Origin of the sequence: Pseudomonas sp. NPDC088368 (genome assembly GCF_044753445.1) — a bacterium.
GTDB classification, from domain to species: domain Bacteria; phylum Pseudomonadota; class Gammaproteobacteria; order Pseudomonadales; family Pseudomonadaceae; genus Aquipseudomonas; species Aquipseudomonas bambusae.
Genome location: NZ_JBIVNG010000005.1, coordinates 264,607 through 282,217, shown reverse-complemented (window position 1 = coordinate 282,217; position 17,611 = coordinate 264,607). Strand labels below are relative to the sequence as shown.

Sequence of the window (17,611 nt, the reverse complement as noted above, 5' to 3'; positions counted from 1 at the left end):
AAAAACCGCCCCTGGAGGCGGTTTTTTGTTCAGCGAAGCCCGGTCTTACAACTTCGGACCCGCTGCCTTGATCGCATCGCTCACCTCGAACTTCTTGAAGTTCTCGATGAACAGACCGGCCAGTGCCTTGGCCGCTTCGTCGTACGCTGCTTTGTCGGCCCAGGTGTTGCGTGGGTTCAGCAGCCCGGTGTCGACGCCTGGAACGGATTTCGGCACGTCCAGGTTAACGGTGTCGAGGTGCTCGGTTTCTGCACCGATCAGCGCGCCGCTCTGGATCGCAGCAATAACGCCACGGGTCGTCGGGATGTTGAAGCGTTTGCCAACACCGTAGCCGCCGCCGGTCCAGCCGGTGTTGACCAGGTAAACCTTCGAGCCAAAGCCGCGGATACGCTTGATCAGCAGCTCAGCGTATTCGCCAGCCGGACGCGGGAAAAACGGTGCGCCGAAGCAGGTGGAGAAGGTCGACTTGATGCCCGCCCCCGAACCCATTTCGGTCGAACCGACCAGCGCGGTGTAGCCCGACAGGAAGTGGTAAGCGGCCTGTTCTTCGCTGAGGATCGACACGGGCGGCAGAACACCGGTCAGGTCGCAGGTCAGGAAGATCACAGCGTTTGGCTCGCCACCGAAGTTTTTCTCGGAGCGCTTTTCAACGTGTTCCAGCGGGTACGCGGCGCGGCTGTTCTGGGTCAGGCTGCTGTCGGCGTAGTCGGCGTGCTGGTTGGCGTCGAGAACGACGTTTTCCAGCACAGCTCCATGCTTGATGGCCTTCCAGATGACCGGCTCGTTCTTCTCGGACAGGTCGATGCACTTGGCGTAGCAACCGCCTTCAATGTTGAACACGACACCTTCGCCCCAGCCGTGCTCGTCGTCGCCGATCAGGTAACGGCTCTCGTCTGCGGACAAGGTGGTTTTGCCAGTGCCCGACAGACCGAAGAACAGGGTCACATCGCCTTCTTCGCCAATGTTGGCGGCGCAATGCATTGGCAGCACGTCAGCGGCCGGCAGCAGGAAGTTCTGCACGGAGAACATGGCTTTTTTCATCTCGCCGGCGTAACGCATGCCTGCGATCAGCACCTTCCTCTGTGCGAAGTTGAGGATGACGCAGCCGTCGGAGTTGGTGCCGTCGCGTTCTGGCTCGCAGATGAAGTTGGCAACGTTCAGCACCTGCCATTCCTGGCGACCGGCAGGGTTGTACTGGGCCGGATTAATGAACAGGCAACGACCGAACAGATTCTGCCAGGCAGTCTGAGTGGTCATCTTGACGGCCAGGTAGTGATCGGATGCCGAGCCTACGTGGACGTGAGAAACGAAATGTTCCTGAGCGTTGTTGAACGACTCGACACGCGCCCACAGGGCATCGAACTTGTCAGCAGGGAATTTGCGGTTGATCGGACCCCAGGCGATGGCCGACGACGTGCTCGGCTCATCGACGATGAAACGGTCCGCTGGCGAGCGACCTGTACGGTGACCGGTTTCGACGACGAGCGCGCCGGTGTCGGACAGTACGCCTTCTTCGCGTTTGAGGGCTTCTTTAACCAGTTCGTCGACACTGAGATCGGTGTAAACGGCGTTGTTGGCTTGCGTCATGAGATTCCCCGTCGGCCCGCTGGCCGAGTGCTCCAAACGTTTTGTAGTAGAAAAACCCAAACTACTACAGCTGAAAAGTGGGCCGGATTATGCCAGAAAAGGCCAAAAAAGGTAGGGGCCAACTGTCAGAACTACATAATCCAGAGCCAAGCAGGCCGGGCGGAAACCATTCAGCCCGACCTTGGCACTACATCGACACTACATTAATGACGGGTGTCAGAAGGGGTATCGATCCCACCGCCTGCAAACAGCTGCGCCACGTCAGCGGCATCGAACAGGTAGCGCTGATTACAGAACTGGCAATCGATCTCGACCATACCGTTGTGTTCGATCACCAACTGCTGCGCATCCTCAAGGCCCAGGCTGACCAGCGCGTTAGCGGAGCGCTCGCGGGAGCAGCTGCAACGGAACACCAGCGGCTGAATGTCGAACATGCGCACGGCGTCCTCATGGAAGAGACGATGCAGCACGGTTTCGTTGTTCAGGCTCAGCAGCTCTTCGGCGGTGAGGGTATCGACGAGGGTATTGACGTGCTGCCAGCTGGCTTCGCGCTCTTCCGCGTCAGTGAGACGTGCGGGAGGGAGTTGCTGAAGCAGAAGACCGCGCGCTCGCTTGCCGTCAGCCTTGATCCAGAAGCGCGTAGGCAATTGCTCGGACATCACGAAGTAGCTGGAGAGGCAAGCCGACAGGTCGACGCCGTCCAGCCCCACGATCCCTTGGTAGCGTTTACCCTGGCGAGGATCGATGGTCATGGTCAGGTCGCCGTCTGGCATCAGCTCCTGTAACGTGGCTGCCGGGGTGATGAGGCTTTCGTCATAACGGGCGATGCCGCGGATTTCGCGGTCGCTGGAGCACTCGACCATCAGCAGCGAAACCGGCCCCAGCGAGCGCGCCTGCAAGACCAGCAAGCCGTCGAATTTCAGCGTGCCGACCAGCAAGGCAGCTGCAGCGAGCATTTCGCCGAGCAGTTGCGCAACCGGTTCGGGGTAAGGGTGCTTGGCAAGTACCTCAGCGTAGCTACGCTCCAGTGCCACAAGCTCACCGCGAACGTCGCTCTCGTCGAAGATGAAACGTTGGGTGTAATCGATGTCCGGGAAATTTTGCATATGAAGAAAGGTATCTGAGTAATGACAAAGTGATGACAAGCGCTTATAAAACGCCGTTTAGCACCGATGGGTGCACTGTCATGCCGATGGGGGCATCTTATGGACTATCCCGCGTTGTTCCAAGCCAAGTGGAACGCCAAAAAATTCCTGCTGTGTAATCTGATCGCCCTAGCACTGCTGCTGGTGTGGATCTGGCCCACAGGCCACGCCGCTTTCACCCAATTCGACGAATGGTTTTTCCATTTGCTGAACCGCCCGCTTGAGCAAAACAAAGTGTGGTTGTGGGTCTGGACGATTGCCAGTATGCGCCCGTTCGATATCGTCGTCGGGCTGATCTTGCTGGTGCTGCTGATCAAGGGCGACTGGGTATTCAAAGCGGTACAAACCCGCGCCGCGCTGATCGGCTTCGTACTCACGTTGATTCTGTTGCTGATCATTCGCACGGTGTTCTCCAAAATCATCGATCACACCTCCCTGCAACATGACAGCGCCTCCATGGTGATCCCGGACGCGATCAAGCTCAGCGAAATCTTCCCCACACTGGAAGACAAATGGCAGTTGAAGGACCGCTCTAGCCAGAGCTTTCCGGGCGACCACGCTTCGGTGCTGCTGATCTGGGCGATGTTCATGACTGTGTTCAGCCGTACGGTGAGTCAGCGCGTGATCATCTGGGTGCTGGCGCTGCTGTTCATGATGCCCCGCCTGGTGGCTGGCGCTCATTGGGGTCAGGACGATTACATTGGCGGCGTGATGATCGCCCTGCTGGCGTTGGCCTGGAGTTGTTACACGCCGTTCGTGGCAGTGGCCACACGCTTTCTGTTGCAAGTCACGGCGCCGATTTTCAACCTGTTCGCCAAGGTGCCGCTGCTGGGCTGTCTGAGCATCATGAAGCCAGGCGCACGATTGTAAGAGATCCGCATTGGCAGGGGCCGCCGGGCGTGGCTCCTACACACCGCGACCAGACGTTCACCCCGCGAGCGCGCACTCAGTCATCCCCCGACCGAAAATGAAACAGCTGGCGTCGCTGCTTTTTGGTCGGTTTGCCGTCCGTGGTCACGCCCAGGCTCCCAGCCTTGCGCATCTCGGCCGCCTGTTCCCGCTTCGCGAGGCTTTCCGGTGTTTCGCTGTACAGCAACTGAGCTTCCGGCGCCCCCCGACGAACGATGGACAGCGCCTGAACCACCACCGTGCGCTCATCGAACCCGGCTCGAATCTGAAACTCGTCACCAATGCGCGGCTCCTTCCCGGGCTTGCAACGCTCGCCTCGGCAATGCACCTTGCCGCTTTCAATCGCTGCTTTCGCCAACGCGCGAGTCTTGAAGAAACGCGCTGCCCAGAGCCATTTGTCAAGACGAACCTTGTCGTCCTCTTCTGCCTTTTGTGCCATCTGAATTCCTCAATCGGTTAATAGTCAGAACTGTACTACGCAACGCCGGGGGCGCAGTAATCTCAAACCTTGATTAGAATTCCCCGCACATGCGTAAGGGCATGCGCTTTATCGCTCGTGCGGCTATCGTTCCCGGATTGTCACACAGCAGACCGCGTTGGCCGTTAAAGTCATCGGCGCTGGCATTGAGCAGCCTGCATTTCAAGCCTTGGCCCTGGCTTTTCGGGTGTCAGGGAGAACGCGCAACTTGACGGAATCGCTTTGAAAACATTCGACCATCTCACAGTCATCGGCCTTCGCGAATGGGTGGCGCTGCCCAACTTGGGGGTGGCAGGCTTGCGCGCGAAAATCGACACCGGGGCCAGCACATCCAGCCTGCATGCCACGGAAATCGAACCTTTCGAACGCGACGGCGAAAAGTGGGTTCGCTTCAACGCTCACTTGGGGACCGTCGTGCAGTTACGACATCGCCGTTGTGAAGCGCAGTTGGTGGCGATGAAGACAATCAAGAGCTCAAACGGCCAGGCGCAGGTGCGATACGTGATTCGCACCACCCTTGCCTTGGGAGATCGGGTCTGGCCGGTGGAATTCACCCTGGCCTGCCGCAAGGCCATGCGTTACCGGTTGTTATTGGGTTCCAAAGCTTTGATTGACGGCCAACTGGTGGTCAATCCGGGCATTACTTACGTTCAGGACAAACCGGTCTTTCCGGCCTCCAATCCCTCTGCCACAGGTGTTGCATGAAGATCGCTGTGCTTTCGCGAAACCCGCGTCTGTATTCAACTCGCCGTCTGGTCGAAGCTGGCATTCAGCGTGGCCATGAGGTCGTGGTGATCGATACCCTGCGCGCCTATATGAACATCGCCAGTCATAAGCCGCAGATTCACTATCGAGGAAAACCCCTGGAAGGCTTTGACGCGGTCATTCCGCGCATTGGCGCTTCCGTGACCTTCTACGGCTGCGCCGTGCTGCGTCAATTCGAGATGATGGGCGTGTTCCCGCTCAACGAATCCGTCGCCATCGCGCGCTCCCGGGACAAATTGCGTTCGTTGCAATTGTTGTCGCGGCGCGGAATCGGCCTGCCGGTGACGGGTTTCGCTCACTCCCCTGACGACATCCCCGACCTGATCCAGATGGTCAACGGCGCGCCGTTGGTGATCAAGGTGCTGGAAGGCACCCAAGGCATCGGCGTCGTACTCTGCGAAACGGCAACGGCAGCGGAATCGGTGATCGAAGCCTTCATGGGCCTCAAGCAGGACATCATGGTGCAGGAATACATCAAGGAAGCCGGAGGCGCGGACATTCGCTGCTTCGTGGTGGGCGACAAGGTGATCGCTTCGATGATGCGTCAGGCCAAACCCGGTGAATTCCGCTCCAACCTGCACCGGGGCGGCACCGCCAGCCTGATCAAGATCACGCCGGAAGAACGCATGACTGCCATCCGCGCCGCCAAGGTCATGGGCCTGAGCGTTGCGGGCGTCGACATCCTGCGCTCGAACCACGGGCCACTGGTGATGGAAGTGAACTCATCGCCGGGCCTGGAAGGCATCGAAGCCACGACCGGCAAGGACGTGGCAGGGATGATCATCCAATACATCGAGAAAAACGGCGGCCCGCACATGACGCGGACGAAGGGAAAGGGGTGATTCGCTAACTCGCCATGAATGTGCGTAGCAGTCCGGGTTGCCGGCGGTGGCGATGCGTCTGACGCGACCGCCGGCAAGCCAGGCTGCTACAGGATCGGACGCTTAATCCGCATCCCTCGGCAACATCAACCCCAACGGCAGCCGAACCCTCGCTTCCAACCCGCCTCCTGATCGATTGCGCAGTTCGACGTTGCCGCCGTGCATGGCAGCGATGCGTTTGACGATGGCAAGGCCCAGCCCGGTGCCTTTGCCACTGCGGGCACGGTCGCCGCGGATGAAAGGGTTGAAGATGCCTTCCAGCTCGGAGGGGTCAATGCCCATGCCTCGGTCCAGCACGCTGAGCACGACATAAGGCGCACCGCTGTCACCGGACACATAAGCTGCCACTTCAACGCCATCTCCCGCATGGTGCATGGCGTTCCCGATGAGGTTGGCGAGCAGGCGCTTCATCGACACCCGGCGCAGCGGAAACGGCGGAATCGATTCCAGGCATAAACGCACCTGCTCGACAGGGCTGTTGTACGGCGCCACCACTTCGTGAACCAGTTCGACCAGATCGACTTCTTCGACTTCTTCGTCGCGCCCATCACGAATGAACGCCAGAAACTGATCGAGAATGGCATCCATGTCCTCGATGTCCCGGACCATGCCATCCATGAATTCGTTGTCCTTGGGCATCAATTCCAGCGACAGACGCAATCGCGTGAGCGGCGTGCGCAGGTCGTGGGAAACCCCGGCCAGCATCAGCTCCCGCTCCTGCCCTGCCTGTTCGACGTCCTCCGCCATCTGATTGAAGGCGCGGTACACCTCGGTCATTTCGCTGGGGGTGTCGCTGACGGGCAAACGGACGCTACGCCCCTGCCCCAATTGGCGAGCCGCGAACACCAAACGTTTGAGTGGCCGATTCAGCTGGCTGACGAAAATCCAGGCCGACGCCGTCGACAGCAAACCGATGGCGAGGAACCAGCCGAGCACGCTCCAGATTTTCTGACCGCGTAACGGATGAGGATACAGAGGGACCTTGAGCCATCCATCACCCAGACTCGGTGCCCGCACCCACAGCGCTGGCGGCGCGTGGACCCGCAGCCGTACTTCGGTGTCGGCTCCCAACTCGGCCTGCATCTGGCGTTGATAAATTTCCGAGTAAGGCCAGTGCTGCTCGCCTTCCGGTACGCCACCGCCAACGACACGAATCAGCCCCGCCGCATCGGCGATCGTCTGTCGGTCGCTTTCATCTGCCGCCCAATACGCCCGCAAGGTGAGCGCGACGCCATGGCTGTACTGACGGTCGACCAGCACGTCTTCGTTCATCAGCAGATACACCAGCGTCAGCGCCTTGGAAAACAGCACGACGATGAGCACCAGCCACAGGGTGCGGGAAAAGAAGCTTTGCGGGAACCAGAGCGGAGTCTTCATAACGGTGGCTATACACTTTGCAGGAGCGAGGTAAACTCGCGAGATGTCGCGGATGGCAAGAGACAGCAAAACCAGCCACCTCGACACCTCCTCTTGGGAGGCGCGAAATGACTGGCTGGCGTAAGCAGGCGATCAAAGCGCCCCACAGGCAACCTGTCGATGTGCTTACTGCTTGTTAGCACCGTCAGGCACGAACACATAACCCACACCCCAGACGGTCTGGATATAACGCGGTTTGGCGGCATCGACTTCGATCAAACGGCGCAGGCGTGAAATCTGTACATCGATGGATCGCTCCAACGCGTCCCACTCGCGGCCTCGGGCAAGATTCATCAGTTTGTCGCGAGTCAGCGGCTCCCGAGCGTGCATGACCAACGCCTTGAGAACAGCGAACTCGCCGGTGGTGAGCATGTGAACCTGATCACCCTTTTTCAGCTCGCGAGTGGCGAGCGACAGCTCGTATTCACCGAACGTGACGGTTTCGTCTTCACTGGCAGGCGCACCGGGCACCGGCGCGGACTGGCGTCGCAGGACCGCCTTGACACGGGCCATCAGTTCATCGGGGTTGAATGGCTTGGCCAGGTAATCGTCGGCGCCCAGTTCCAGCCCTTTGATGCGGCTCAACTCGTCGCCCTTGGCCGTCAGCATAATGATCGGCACCTGGTTGTTCGCGGCACGCAGTCTGCGGCAGGCAGACAAGCCGTCTTCGCCGGGCAGCATCAAATCCAGCACGACGAGATGGAACACTTCCCGAGCCAGCAGACGATCCATGTGCTCGACATTGGGCACAGCACGGGCGCGGTAGCCCTTGCTGGTAAAAAAACGTTCTAACAGGCTGCTCAGACCCGGGTCATCATCAACGATGAGGATTTTCTCGCCTTCAGCCGTTTGTGCAGTGCTGCTCATTGGAAGCTCCTTTGATCTCGGCGCGCATTATGGCGTAGCTGCTGTTATGTGCACCGTGTGCATTGTTAGCAGATTTTTCCTGGGGTCACACTGATGCTCTGCGCGGGGCATTACAGATATCTACAGAGTAGCCGTGCAGCCCTGACAAGCCCTCCGACGAGGCAATCCCCTAATCCGGGTTCACTGGGTATAATGCGCCGCCCTCAAGATCAGACACCACTCGCTCAAGGCCTTCGCCAGCAGCCGGATTTTTTGCACACACATTTGCCAGGTGGTTTTATGGACAGCATCAACAGCCGCATCGCCGAGGAACTCGGCGTCCGCCCGCAACAGGTCGAAGCGGCCGTCGCGTTACTGGATGAAGGCTCTACCGTGCCGTTCATCGCTCGCTACCGTAAAGAAGTGACTGGCAGCCTCGATGACACGCAACTGCGTCATCTGGAAGAGCGTCTGCGCTATCTGCGAGAGCTGGACGAGCGCCGCATCAGCATCCTTGCGAGCATCGAAGAGCAAGGCAAGTTGACCCCGGAACTGGCGCGCGACATCAAGCTCGCCGACACCAAGACCCGCCTCGAAGACTTGTACCTGCCTTATAAACAGAAGCGCCGTACCAAAGGCCAGATCGCTCTCGAAGCCGATCTCGGCGAGTTGGCGGATGGCCTGTTCAACGACCCGAGCCTGACGCCGGACACCGAAGCCGCGCGCTTCGTCGATGCAGAAAAAGGCTTCGCTGACGTCAAGGCCGTGCTGGAAGGTGCCAAATACATCCTGATGGAGCGTTTCGCCGAAGACGCCACGCTGCTGGAGAAACTGCGCAGCTTCCTCAAGCAGGAAGCCGTGATCAGCGCCCGCGTCGTGGTAGGCAAGGAAGAAGAAGGCGCCAAGTTCCGCGACTACTTCGAACACGACGAGCCCTTGAAAAGCATGCCGTCCCACCGTGCGCTGGCCATTTTCCGCGGCCGCAACGAAGGCATTCTCAGCTCTGCGCTGAAAGTCGGTGAAGAGCTGCCAGGCACGCTGCACCCGTGCGAGATGATGATCAGCGAGCGCTTCCGCCTGCAAAATCAGAACCGTCCGGCCGACAAATGGCTGAGTGAAGTCGTGCGCTGGACCTGGAAGGTGAAGCTGTATTCCCATCTGGAAACCGACCTGCTGGGCGAGCTGCGCGATGGCGCCGAGACCGAGGCGATCAACGTCTTCGCCCACAACCTGCATGACCTGCTGCTGGCCGCCCCGGCTGGCCCGCGCGCCACACTGGGTCTCGACCCGGGCCTGCGCACCGGTTGCAAAGTGGCCGTGGTCGATACCACCGGCAAACTGCTGGACCACGCTACGGTTTACCCGCACGTGCCGAAAAACCAGTGGGACCAGACGATCGCCGTATTGGCTGCCCTGTGCGCCAAGCATTCGGTCGATCTGATCGCCATCGGCAACGGCACCGCCAGTCGCGAAACCGACAAACTGGCCGCTGAGCTGATCAAAAAATACCCAGGCCTGAAAATGACCAAGGTCATGGTCTCCGAAGCGGGTGCATCGGTGTACTCGGCGTCGGAACTGGCCGCCAAGGAATTCCCGGACCTGGACGTGTCGATCCGTGGCGCGGTGTCCATCGCTCGTCGCCTGCAGGACCCACTGGCCGAGCTGGTAAAGATCGACCCGAAATCCATCGGGGTCGGCCAATACCAGCACGATGTGTCGCAGCTCAAGCTGGCACGCGGTCTGGACGCCGTAGTTGAGGACTGTGTAAACGCCGTGGGCGTCGATGTGAACACGGCGTCGGTCGCCCTCCTCGCCCGTATTTCCGGTCTGAACACGACACTGGCGCAAAACATCGTGACTCACCGTGACGAGAACGGCGCTTTCAAAACCCGCGCCGCGCTGAAGAAAGTCGCGCGCCTGGGCGAGAAAACCTTCGAACAGGCCGCAGGCTTTCTGCGAGTCATGAACGGCGACAACCCGCTGGATTCGTCCGCCGTTCACCCTGAGGCGTACCCGTTGGTACAACGTATTGCTGCCGAAACCGACCGCGACATTCGCTCGCTGATCGGCGACGCCAGCTTCCTCAAGCGTCTGGACCCGAAGAAATTCACCGACGAGACCTTTGGTCTTCCAACCGTCACCGACATTCTTCAAGAACTTGAGAAACCGGGCCGCGACCCGCGCCCGGAATTCAAGACCGCCGAGTTCCAGGACGGCGTCGAAGACCTGAAAGACCTGCAACTGGGCATGATCCTCGAAGGTGTCGTCACCAACGTGACCAATTTCGGCGCGTTCGTCGATATTGGCGTTCACCAGGACGGCCTGGTGCATATCTCTGCGCTGTCGGAGAAATTCATCAAAGACCCTCGCGAAGCCGTCAAAGCCGGTGATGTGGTGAAAGTGAAGGTCATGGAAGTCGACATCCCACGCAAACGCGTCGGCCTGTCGATGCGCATGAGCGACACGCCGGGCGAGAAAATCGACGGCGCCCGTGGTGCACGGCCTGGGGCAGCGCCACGGCAGCAACAAACCAGCGCGCCGCGCAAAGAAACCGCGACAGCCGCCCCGGCCAACAACGCCATGGCTTCGCTGTTCGCCAACGCCAAGCAACTGAAGAAACGCTGATGGATATTCCGGACGAGCTGACACAAAGCGCTTATTTCAAGACTCTGGGCTGCCGTGTCGTGCGCCTCAGTGAGGAAGGCGTCGCAGAGGTGGCGTTGGCGCTGGAGCCACATCTGCGCAATCGCGGCAATGTCATGCACGGCGGCGCGCTGTTCAGTCTGGTCGATATCGCCATGGGGCTGGCCTGCTCCAGCGCCCATGGCTTCGACAAGCAAAGCGTGACTGTCGAGTGCAAGATCAACTACATGCGCGGCGTGGCGGATGGCGAAGTCACCTGTGTCGCGACGGTGCTGCACGCCGGTCGGCGCACACTGGTAGTCGAAGCTGCCGTGCATCAGGCCGACAAACTGGTCGCGAAAGCACAAGGCACATTCGCGATCGTGTAGCTGTCCGATAGGGATATGGGTTAATTTCGGCGCTGTGTATCAGTGTCGAAATTTTCTGGTCATTCCCACATGAAAGCCTGTGGAAATGGTCAGTGACGGGCATCGGCGTTCGGACCGAAAACGAGGCGAAAACGCCAGTTCCTTTCTTCACCCTTGTAGATCGCCATATCGCCCCCATATAGGGCCGACTGACGCGTGAAGGAATCCAACTTGAGCGAACTTCTCAATCGCCGCCTGGCTCTGCTCGGCGAGCAATCTCACCTCTCCCTTCTGGAGAAGTGCCTGCACGGTATCGAGCGTGAATGCCTGCGCGTTACGAGCGAGGGCCGCCTGGCCCAGACGCCACACCCTGAAAGCCTGGGTTCTGCACTGACCAACGAGCAGATCACCACCGACTATTCGGAGTCGTTGCTGGAGTTCATTACGCCAGCACTGGCCAATCCTGCCGACACCCTCGACAGCCTCGAAAAGATCCACCGCTTCGCCTATAGCAAGCTGGGCAACGAGTACATCTGGAGCCCTTCGATGCCGTGCCCGCTGCCGGCCGAGGAAGACATCCCGATCGCCTATTACGGCACGTCGAACATTGGCAAGCTCAAGTACGTATACCGCCAGGGCCTCGCCTTGCGTTACGGCAAGACGATGCAATGCATCGCAGGCATCCATTACAACTTTTCGCTGCCTGAAGACATTTGGGCCGTTCTGCGCAAGACCGAAGATTTCGACGGCACCGATCGCGACTTCCAGTCCGAAAGCTATATCGGCCTGATCCGCAATTTCCGTCGTTACAGCTGGCTATTGATGTATCTGTTCGGCGCCTCGCCTGCACTGGATGCCAGCTTCCTGCGCGGTCGCTCGCACCAGTTGGAGCAGTTCGACGCCGACACGCTCTACCTGCCTTACGCCACCAGCCTGCGCATGAGCGATCTGGGTTATCAGAGCAACGCCCAGGCCGACCTGACGCCGTGCTACAACGATTTGCTGACCTACACCGACAGCCTGCGCAAAGCGGTGGCAACGCCCTACGCGCCGTACACCGAAATCGGCACGCACAAGGATGGCGAGTGGATTCAGCTCAACACCAACGTGCTGCAGATCGAAAACGAGTACTACTCGACGATCCGTCCGAAGCGCGTGACTTACTCCGGCGAGCGTCCGATTCAGGCCTTGATGGCCCGGGGCGTTCAGTACGTCGAAGTCCGTTGCCTGGACATTAACCCGTTCCTGCCGGTCGGGATCGACCTGCAACAGTCGCGCTTCATCGACGCCTTCATTCTGTTCTGTGCCCTGCAGGAAAGCCCACAACTGGCTGACTGCGAATGCGGAAATGCCAGCAGCAACTTCCTCACCGTGGTCAAGGAAGGCCGTCGTCCTGGCCTGCAACTGAGCCGCAACACGTCCACCATCGACCTGAAAGTCTGGGCGGATGAGTTGCTGGACAAGATCGAACCGATCATCACGTTGTTGGACAAGAGCCAAGGGATCGCTGAACACGCAGAATCGCTGGCCGTTCAACGGGCCAAGGTCGCGGATGCGTCACTGACACCGTCGGCACAAGTACTGGCCGCCATGACGGAGCGCAAGGAAGGTTTTACGGCGTTCTCGCTGCGTCAGGCGCAGGTGCACGCGGAATACTTCCGCAGCCGCCCGCTGAGCGTCGACGACCAAACGGATTTCGAAACCCGCGCCCGCGAATCCCTGGCCCAGCAATCCGAGCTGGAACAGGCCGAAGAGCCGGTGGATTTCGACACCTTCGTCGGGGCCTATCAGGCGAGCATTCTGGCGATCAGTAACTGATCGATGCCTGAACGAAAAAACGGCGTGCCTCAGGCGCGCCGTTTTTGTTTCTGATGCACGCAGCAATATCTGCAATCGCGACCATCCTGACACTACGAGGTCGTCTGGTTTACTGCCGCTGCGCGCCAGATCGCAGGCAAGCCAGCTCCTACGGCCTTCGGCCAGAATCATCAGCCCTGCTGGCGTCGCGAATCGGTTTCTGCCGAAGGCGTAGGAGCAAGCTTGCTCGCGATCTCGCGCGTAGCGGCAGCAATGTCTGCAATCGTGATCATCCTGACACCATGAGGTCGTCTGATTTACTGCCGCTGCGCGCCAGATCGCAGGCAAGCCAGCTCCTACGGCCTTCGGCCAGAATCAATAGCCCCGCTGGTGCCGCGAATCGGTTTCTGCCGAAGGCGTAGGAGCAAGCTTGCTCGCGATCTGGCGCGAAGCGGCAGCAATGTCTGCAACCGCGACCATCCTGACACCATGAGGTCGTCTGGTTTACTGCCGCTGCGCGCCAGATCGCAGGCAAGCCAGCTCCTACGGCCTTCGGCCAGAATCAGCAACCACGCAGGCGCCGCGAATCGGTTTCTGCCGAAGGCCGTAAAATCCGCGTGGAGCTTAGATCGCCTTCTCGAAAATCTTCGAATTACGCTGATAGTTGTACAGCGACGCACGGGCGCTCGGCAGGCGATCAACGCTGCTCGGCTCGAAACCGCGCTCGCGGAACCAGTGGGCGGTACGGGTCGTGAGGACGAACAACGTCTTTAAGCCTTGAGCCTTCGCGCGCTCTTCGATGCGCTCAAGCAGCTCGTCGCCGCGCCCGCCGTGACGGTATTCGGGATTCACCGCCAGACACGCCAGCTCGCCCGCTTCAGAATCGGCAATCGGGTACAACGCCGCGCAGGCAATGATCAGCCCTTCACGCTCGACCACACTGAACTGCTCGATCTCGCGCTCCAGCACTTCGCGGGAACGACGCACCAGAATGCCCTGTTCTTCCAGCGGCGTGATCAGGTCAATCAGGCCGCCAACGTCGCCAATCGACGCCTCGCGCACCAACTCAAACTGTTCCTGCGCCACCAGCGTACCGCCGCCCGCACGGGTGAAGAGTTCGGAGAGCAGCGCACCATCTTCGGCATAACTGACGATATGGCTACGCGCCACGCCCCCACGGCAAGCCTGTGCAGCGGCGTCCAGCAATTCCGCCTGATAGTTGCTGCCAAGGCGCTGTAGGTGGGCCGGAACTTGTTGAGGTCGCAGTTCACGCACCAGACGCCCTTGCTCGTCCATCAGGCCGGATTCGGCGCCGAACAGCAGCAGCTTTTCCGCACCCAAGTCGATGGCGGCGCGGGTCGCGACGTCTTCGCAGGCGAGGTTGAAGATTTCTCCCGTCGGCGAGTAGCCCAGAGGCGACAGCAGCACAATGGAGCGCTCGTCGAGCAGGCGATTGATCCCTTTGCGGTCGATCCGACGGACTTCGCCAGTGTGTTGATAGTCGACGCCTTCCAGCACGCCAATCGGGCGGGCCGTGACGAAATTGCCGCCAGTGACGCGCAGCCGCGACCCCTGCATCGGCGACGCGGCCATGTCCATCGACAGACGGGCTTCGATAGCAATCCGCAGCGCGCCCACGGCGTCGATCACGCATTCCAGCGTGGCAGCGTCAGTGACACGCAATTCGCGGTGGAAATGCGGCGTGATACCGCGCGCTTCAAGGCGACTTTCGATTTGCGGACGAGAGCCGTGAACCAGCACCAGACGCACGCCCAGGCTGTGCAAGAGCACCAGGTCGTGGACGATGTTGCCGAAGTTCGGGTGTTCAACGCCGTCGCCGGGCAGCATGACAATGAAAGTGCAATCCCGGTGGGCATTGATGTAGGGAGACGCGTGGCGGAGCCAATTGACGTAATCGGGCATATCCGAATGAGCCTGTAATAAAGAGGGACGAAGGGTAAAAACACTCACAGCGGCATGAGCTTTATCGTCGGAACAGGCATCGCAACACGCGTACTCTCCTTCTGGATGGGTTTGGGCTGTAGTGCCAACTCACATCGGAGTCAGGCAGTAATGTTCGATCAATTGACGCAATAGACGCACTGTAGGCTGCAAACGTGACATTTCGAGATATTCGCCCGGCTGGTGCGCGCAAGCAATGTCGCCCGGCCCCAGCACGATCGTTTCGCAACCAAGGCGCTGAAGATAAGGCGCTTCGGTGCCAAATGCCACTGCTTCGGCCGTATGACCCGTCAGACGCTCGGCGACCCTCACCAGTTCCGCATCGGCGCTCTGTTCGAACGGCGCGCATTCCGAGAACAGCGGCGCATAGTCGATCTTCACCTGATGCTGCTCGGCCAGCGGTTGCAGCTTCTGCCGAATCGCAGCGCGGAGCATCTCAGGGTCCATGCCCGGCAGCGGGCGAAGGTCGAACTCCAGCGAACACTGGCCACAAATGCGGTTGGGGTTGTCGCCACCGTGGATGCACCCGAAATTCATGGTCGGCTGCGGCACGCTGAATTGGGGATTGTTGAACTGGGTTTGCCATTGCTGGCGCAGGCCTTTGAGCGCGCCAATCGCGTCGTGCATCGCTTCGAGAGCGCTGTGCCCCAGGCTGGGGTCCGACGAATGGCCACTGCGCCCGAGAATGTCGATGCGCTCCATCATCACGCCTTTGTGCAGGCGAATCGGCTTGAGGCCTGTGGGCTCGCCAATCACTGCGGCACGCCCCAACACGCCTCCCGCTGCCGCGAGGGCCTTGGCGCCCGCCATTGAGCTTTCCTCGTCACAGGTCGCGAGGATGATCAGCGGTTGCTTGAAGGGTTTGTCGAGCAAGGGCTGCAACGCTTCGATGGCCAGCGCGAAAAAGCCTTTCATGTCGCAGCTGCCGAGTCCCACCCAACTGCCGTCCACTTCTGTCAGCTTCAGCGGATCGGTCTTCCACAGCGCGTCGTCATACGGGACGGTGTCGCTGTGGCCCGACAGCACAAGGCCACCGGGGCCGGTGCCGTAGGTCGCCAGCAGATTGAATTTGCCAGGGCTGACTTGCTGGATGTCACACGCGAAACCCAGATCGCCCAACCACGTGGCCAACAGGTCGATGACGGTGCGGTTGGATTGGTCCAGCGCGGGCTGCGTGCAGCTCACAGAAGGCGCGGCGATCAGGGCCGCGAACTGGTCTTTCATGGACGGCAACGGCATAGGCGTGTCCTCTAATGCAGGCGCAATGTGCGAACCATCATAGGGTGATTGGGCCGCAGGAATAAACTGTCATGGGTGATGTCCTGTACACTGCACGACCCGCGCAGCTGTGTCGATTCCGGCTGCGTCCCCTTGTTCAAGAGATAGAGCGCCTATCCGCGATAGCGCGCCTGGATTCCCGGCCATGCAGAAAGAAACCGAAATCAAACTCCGCGTCAGCCGCGAAACCCTGACTGCCCTGCGCGAGCACCCGTTGCTGAAAAAGCGCAACAAAAGTGGCTGGGAACGGCTGGAGCTGTTCAACCAGTACTTCGACACGCCCGAGCGCGAGCTGGCCCACGCCAAAGTGGCTCTGCGCCTGCGCCGTGATGGCGACGCTATCATCCAGACGTTGAAGACCCGTGGCCAGAGCGTGGCCGGGCTGTCCGAGCGCAACGAGTACAACTGGGATCTGCCCAAGGCCAAGCTGGACCTGAAAAAGCTCGACGGCGAATGCTGGCCCGAGCAACTGGCCGATCTGGACAAGAAAACCATCAAGCCGTTGTTCACCACCGATTTCGTGCGTGAGAAAGCCGAAATCGCCTGGGGTCGTGGCAAATCCAAGGTCGTGATCGAAGCGGCGCTCGACTTGGGCAACGTGATCGTCGGCAAGCAGAAGGAAGAAATCTGCGAGCTGGAACTCGAGCTGCGCGAAGGTGAGCCTGCCGCGTTGTTGGAACTGGCCGCCGAGCTGGCTGAAAAACTGGCGCTGATGCCGTGTGACATCAGCAAGGCCGAGCGCGGCTATCGCCTGTTCGATGCCGGCAGCTACTCGGTCAAATTGCCGCTGCCAGAGCTGCATGCCGAAACATCCGTGGACGACGCCTACAGCGCGCTGGCCTGGTATCTGTTGGGCAGCAGCCAGCGTCTGGCCGAACAATATCGCTTCAATGGCCACTGGAGCCTGCTGCAGGAGTGGGTGGAAGTGCTCGCCGAACTGCGCGCCTTGACCGGAAGCCTCGGCCAGGCCGCCCCACGCGCCAGTACCCATGACCTGCGCGCCGCGCTGGACGCCCTGCTCGAAGACTGGCGCACGCTGGTTCAGGCCGGTCAGGAAGACGCGGATGTCCGTGCCGCTGCTCACGAGCAATTCATCGAAGAGCTGGAAGACCCGCGCTGGGGCCTGTTCTCGCTGACGACCTCGCGCTGGCTGATGGAGCGCAGTTGGACCGCCGAGCGCAACAACCGCGGCAATCGTCAGGGCAACGCGATGCTGAGCAGCTGGGTGCCACGCTTCCTCGGTGACGAGGCCATTGCGTTGAATCTCGCGCGTTATCAGCAGCAGCCGGAAGACCTGGCCGAGCAACTGCCGCGCATCGAGCGCATTCAAGTCTGGCTGCACTACGCCCGCCAGACCGTTGAACTGCCTGAGCTGGACCGTTTATACGGCGAGCTGAACAAGCTGGAGCAACTGGCACACCTGGACATCAGCGACGAAATCCTCGACGCCCGCGTGCAACAGACCATCACTGTGCTGCAAAGCCGGGCGTGGAAGACGTTGTTGAAGATCTGATCTTCGGCGCTGCAATACCTACTGTAGGAGCGCGCTTGCCCGCG

14 protein-coding genes are annotated in these 17,611 nt (G+C 60.1%); 7 read left to right on the top strand and 7 right to left on the bottom strand.

Annotated features, from left to right (window positions below; all coding sequences use genetic code 11):
- Nucleotides 1-45 precede the first annotated feature (45 nt).
- Complete coding sequence (locus ACIQAL_RS12825) at nt 46-1,587, bottom strand: phosphoenolpyruvate carboxykinase (RefSeq protein WP_401145783.1); 1,542 nt, start codon at nt 1,585-1,587, stop codon at nt 46-48.
- A 203-nt stretch (nt 1,588-1,790) separates the two neighbouring features.
- The gene (hslO, locus tag ACIQAL_RS12820) at nt 1,791-2,693 is read right to left on the bottom strand and encodes an Hsp33 family molecular chaperone HslO (protein ID WP_166594169.1); all 903 of its coding nucleotides are present in this window, start codon (nt 2,691-2,693) and stop codon (nt 1,791-1,793) included.
- 99 nt (nt 2,694-2,792) lie between these two features.
- Between hslO and ACIQAL_RS12815 the strand changes: the two genes are divergently transcribed.
- On the top strand, nt 2,793-3,602 hold the full coding sequence (locus ACIQAL_RS12815) for a phosphatase PAP2 family protein (RefSeq protein ID WP_401145780.1): 810 nt from the start codon (nt 2,793-2,795) through the stop codon (nt 3,600-3,602).
- Nucleotides 3,603-3,678: 76 nt separating this feature from the next.
- On the opposite strand, the gene ACIQAL_RS12810 is transcribed toward ACIQAL_RS12815, so the two are convergent.
- Complete coding sequence (locus ACIQAL_RS12810; protein ID WP_166594167.1) at nt 3,679-4,080, bottom strand: RNA-binding S4 domain-containing protein; 402 nt, start codon at nt 4,078-4,080, stop codon at nt 3,679-3,681.
- 288 nt (nt 4,081-4,368) lie between these two features.
- Here ACIQAL_RS12810 and ACIQAL_RS12805 point away from each other — a divergent pair, with 288 nt between their 5' ends.
- On the top strand, nt 4,369-4,824 hold the full coding sequence (locus tag ACIQAL_RS12805) for an ATP-dependent zinc protease (RefSeq protein WP_178115705.1): 456 nt from the start codon (nt 4,369-4,371) through the stop codon (nt 4,822-4,824).
- Nucleotides 4,821-5,726 carry a 30S ribosomal protein S6--L-glutamate ligase gene (gene rimK / locus ACIQAL_RS12800; protein ID WP_093465889.1) on the top strand — a complete coding sequence of 302 codons (906 nt, stop codon included), beginning with the start codon at nt 4,821-4,823 and terminating at the stop codon, nt 5,724-5,726. Before ACIQAL_RS12805 ends, rimK begins: the two co-directional genes overlap by 4 nt.
- Nucleotides 5,727-5,828: 102 nt before the next feature.
- On the opposite strand, the gene ACIQAL_RS12795 is transcribed toward rimK, so the two are convergent.
- Both ACIQAL_RS12795 and ompR read right to left on the bottom strand, forming a co-directional pair.
- Complete coding sequence (locus ACIQAL_RS12795; protein ID WP_166594165.1) at nt 5,829-7,142, bottom strand: ATP-binding protein; 1,314 nt, start codon at nt 7,140-7,142, stop codon at nt 5,829-5,831.
- Nucleotides 7,143-7,307: 165 nt separating this feature from the next.
- Nucleotides 7,308-8,048, bottom strand: a complete 741-nt coding sequence (gene ompR, locus ACIQAL_RS12790; RefSeq protein WP_166594164.1) for a two-component system response regulator OmpR — start codon at nt 8,046-8,048, stop codon at nt 7,308-7,310.
- 279 nt (nt 8,049-8,327) lie between these two features.
- On the opposite strand from ompR, the gene ACIQAL_RS12785 reads away from it, so the two are divergent.
- From ACIQAL_RS12785 to gshA, 3 genes are all read left to right on the top strand, one after another.
- Nucleotides 8,328-10,652, top strand: coding sequence for a Tex family protein (locus ACIQAL_RS12785; RefSeq protein ID WP_401145776.1), 2,325 nt, complete (start codon nt 8,328-8,330; stop codon nt 10,650-10,652).
- Nucleotides 10,652-11,038 carry a PaaI family thioesterase gene (locus tag ACIQAL_RS12780; protein WP_401145774.1) on the top strand — a complete coding sequence of 129 codons (387 nt, stop codon included), beginning with the start codon at nt 10,652-10,654 and terminating at the stop codon, nt 11,036-11,038. The genes ACIQAL_RS12785 and ACIQAL_RS12780 overlap by 1 nt, the downstream gene beginning before the upstream one ends.
- A 210-nt stretch (nt 11,039-11,248) precedes the next feature.
- On the top strand, nt 11,249-12,835 hold the full coding sequence (gene gshA, locus ACIQAL_RS12775) for a glutamate--cysteine ligase (protein WP_401145771.1): 1,587 nt from the start codon (nt 11,249-11,251) through the stop codon (nt 12,833-12,835).
- 603 nt (nt 12,836-13,438) lie between these two features.
- On the opposite strand, the gene argA is transcribed toward gshA, so the two are convergent.
- Nucleotides 13,439-14,737, bottom strand: a complete 1,299-nt coding sequence (gene argA / locus ACIQAL_RS12770; RefSeq protein WP_296187740.1) for an amino-acid N-acetyltransferase — start codon at nt 14,735-14,737, stop codon at nt 13,439-13,441.
- A 129-nt stretch (nt 14,738-14,866) separates the two neighbouring features.
- Nucleotides 14,867-16,015, bottom strand: a complete 1,149-nt coding sequence (gene argE / locus ACIQAL_RS12765; protein ID WP_401145768.1) for an acetylornithine deacetylase — start codon at nt 16,013-16,015, stop codon at nt 14,867-14,869.
- Nucleotides 16,016-16,199: 184 nt separating this feature from the next.
- Between argE and ACIQAL_RS12760 the strand changes: the two genes are divergently transcribed.
- Nucleotides 16,200-17,567 carry an inorganic triphosphatase gene (locus tag ACIQAL_RS12760; protein ID WP_401145766.1) on the top strand — a complete coding sequence of 456 codons (1,368 nt, stop codon included), beginning with the start codon at nt 16,200-16,202 and terminating at the stop codon, nt 17,565-17,567.
- Nucleotides 17,568-17,611 lie beyond the last annotated feature (44 nt).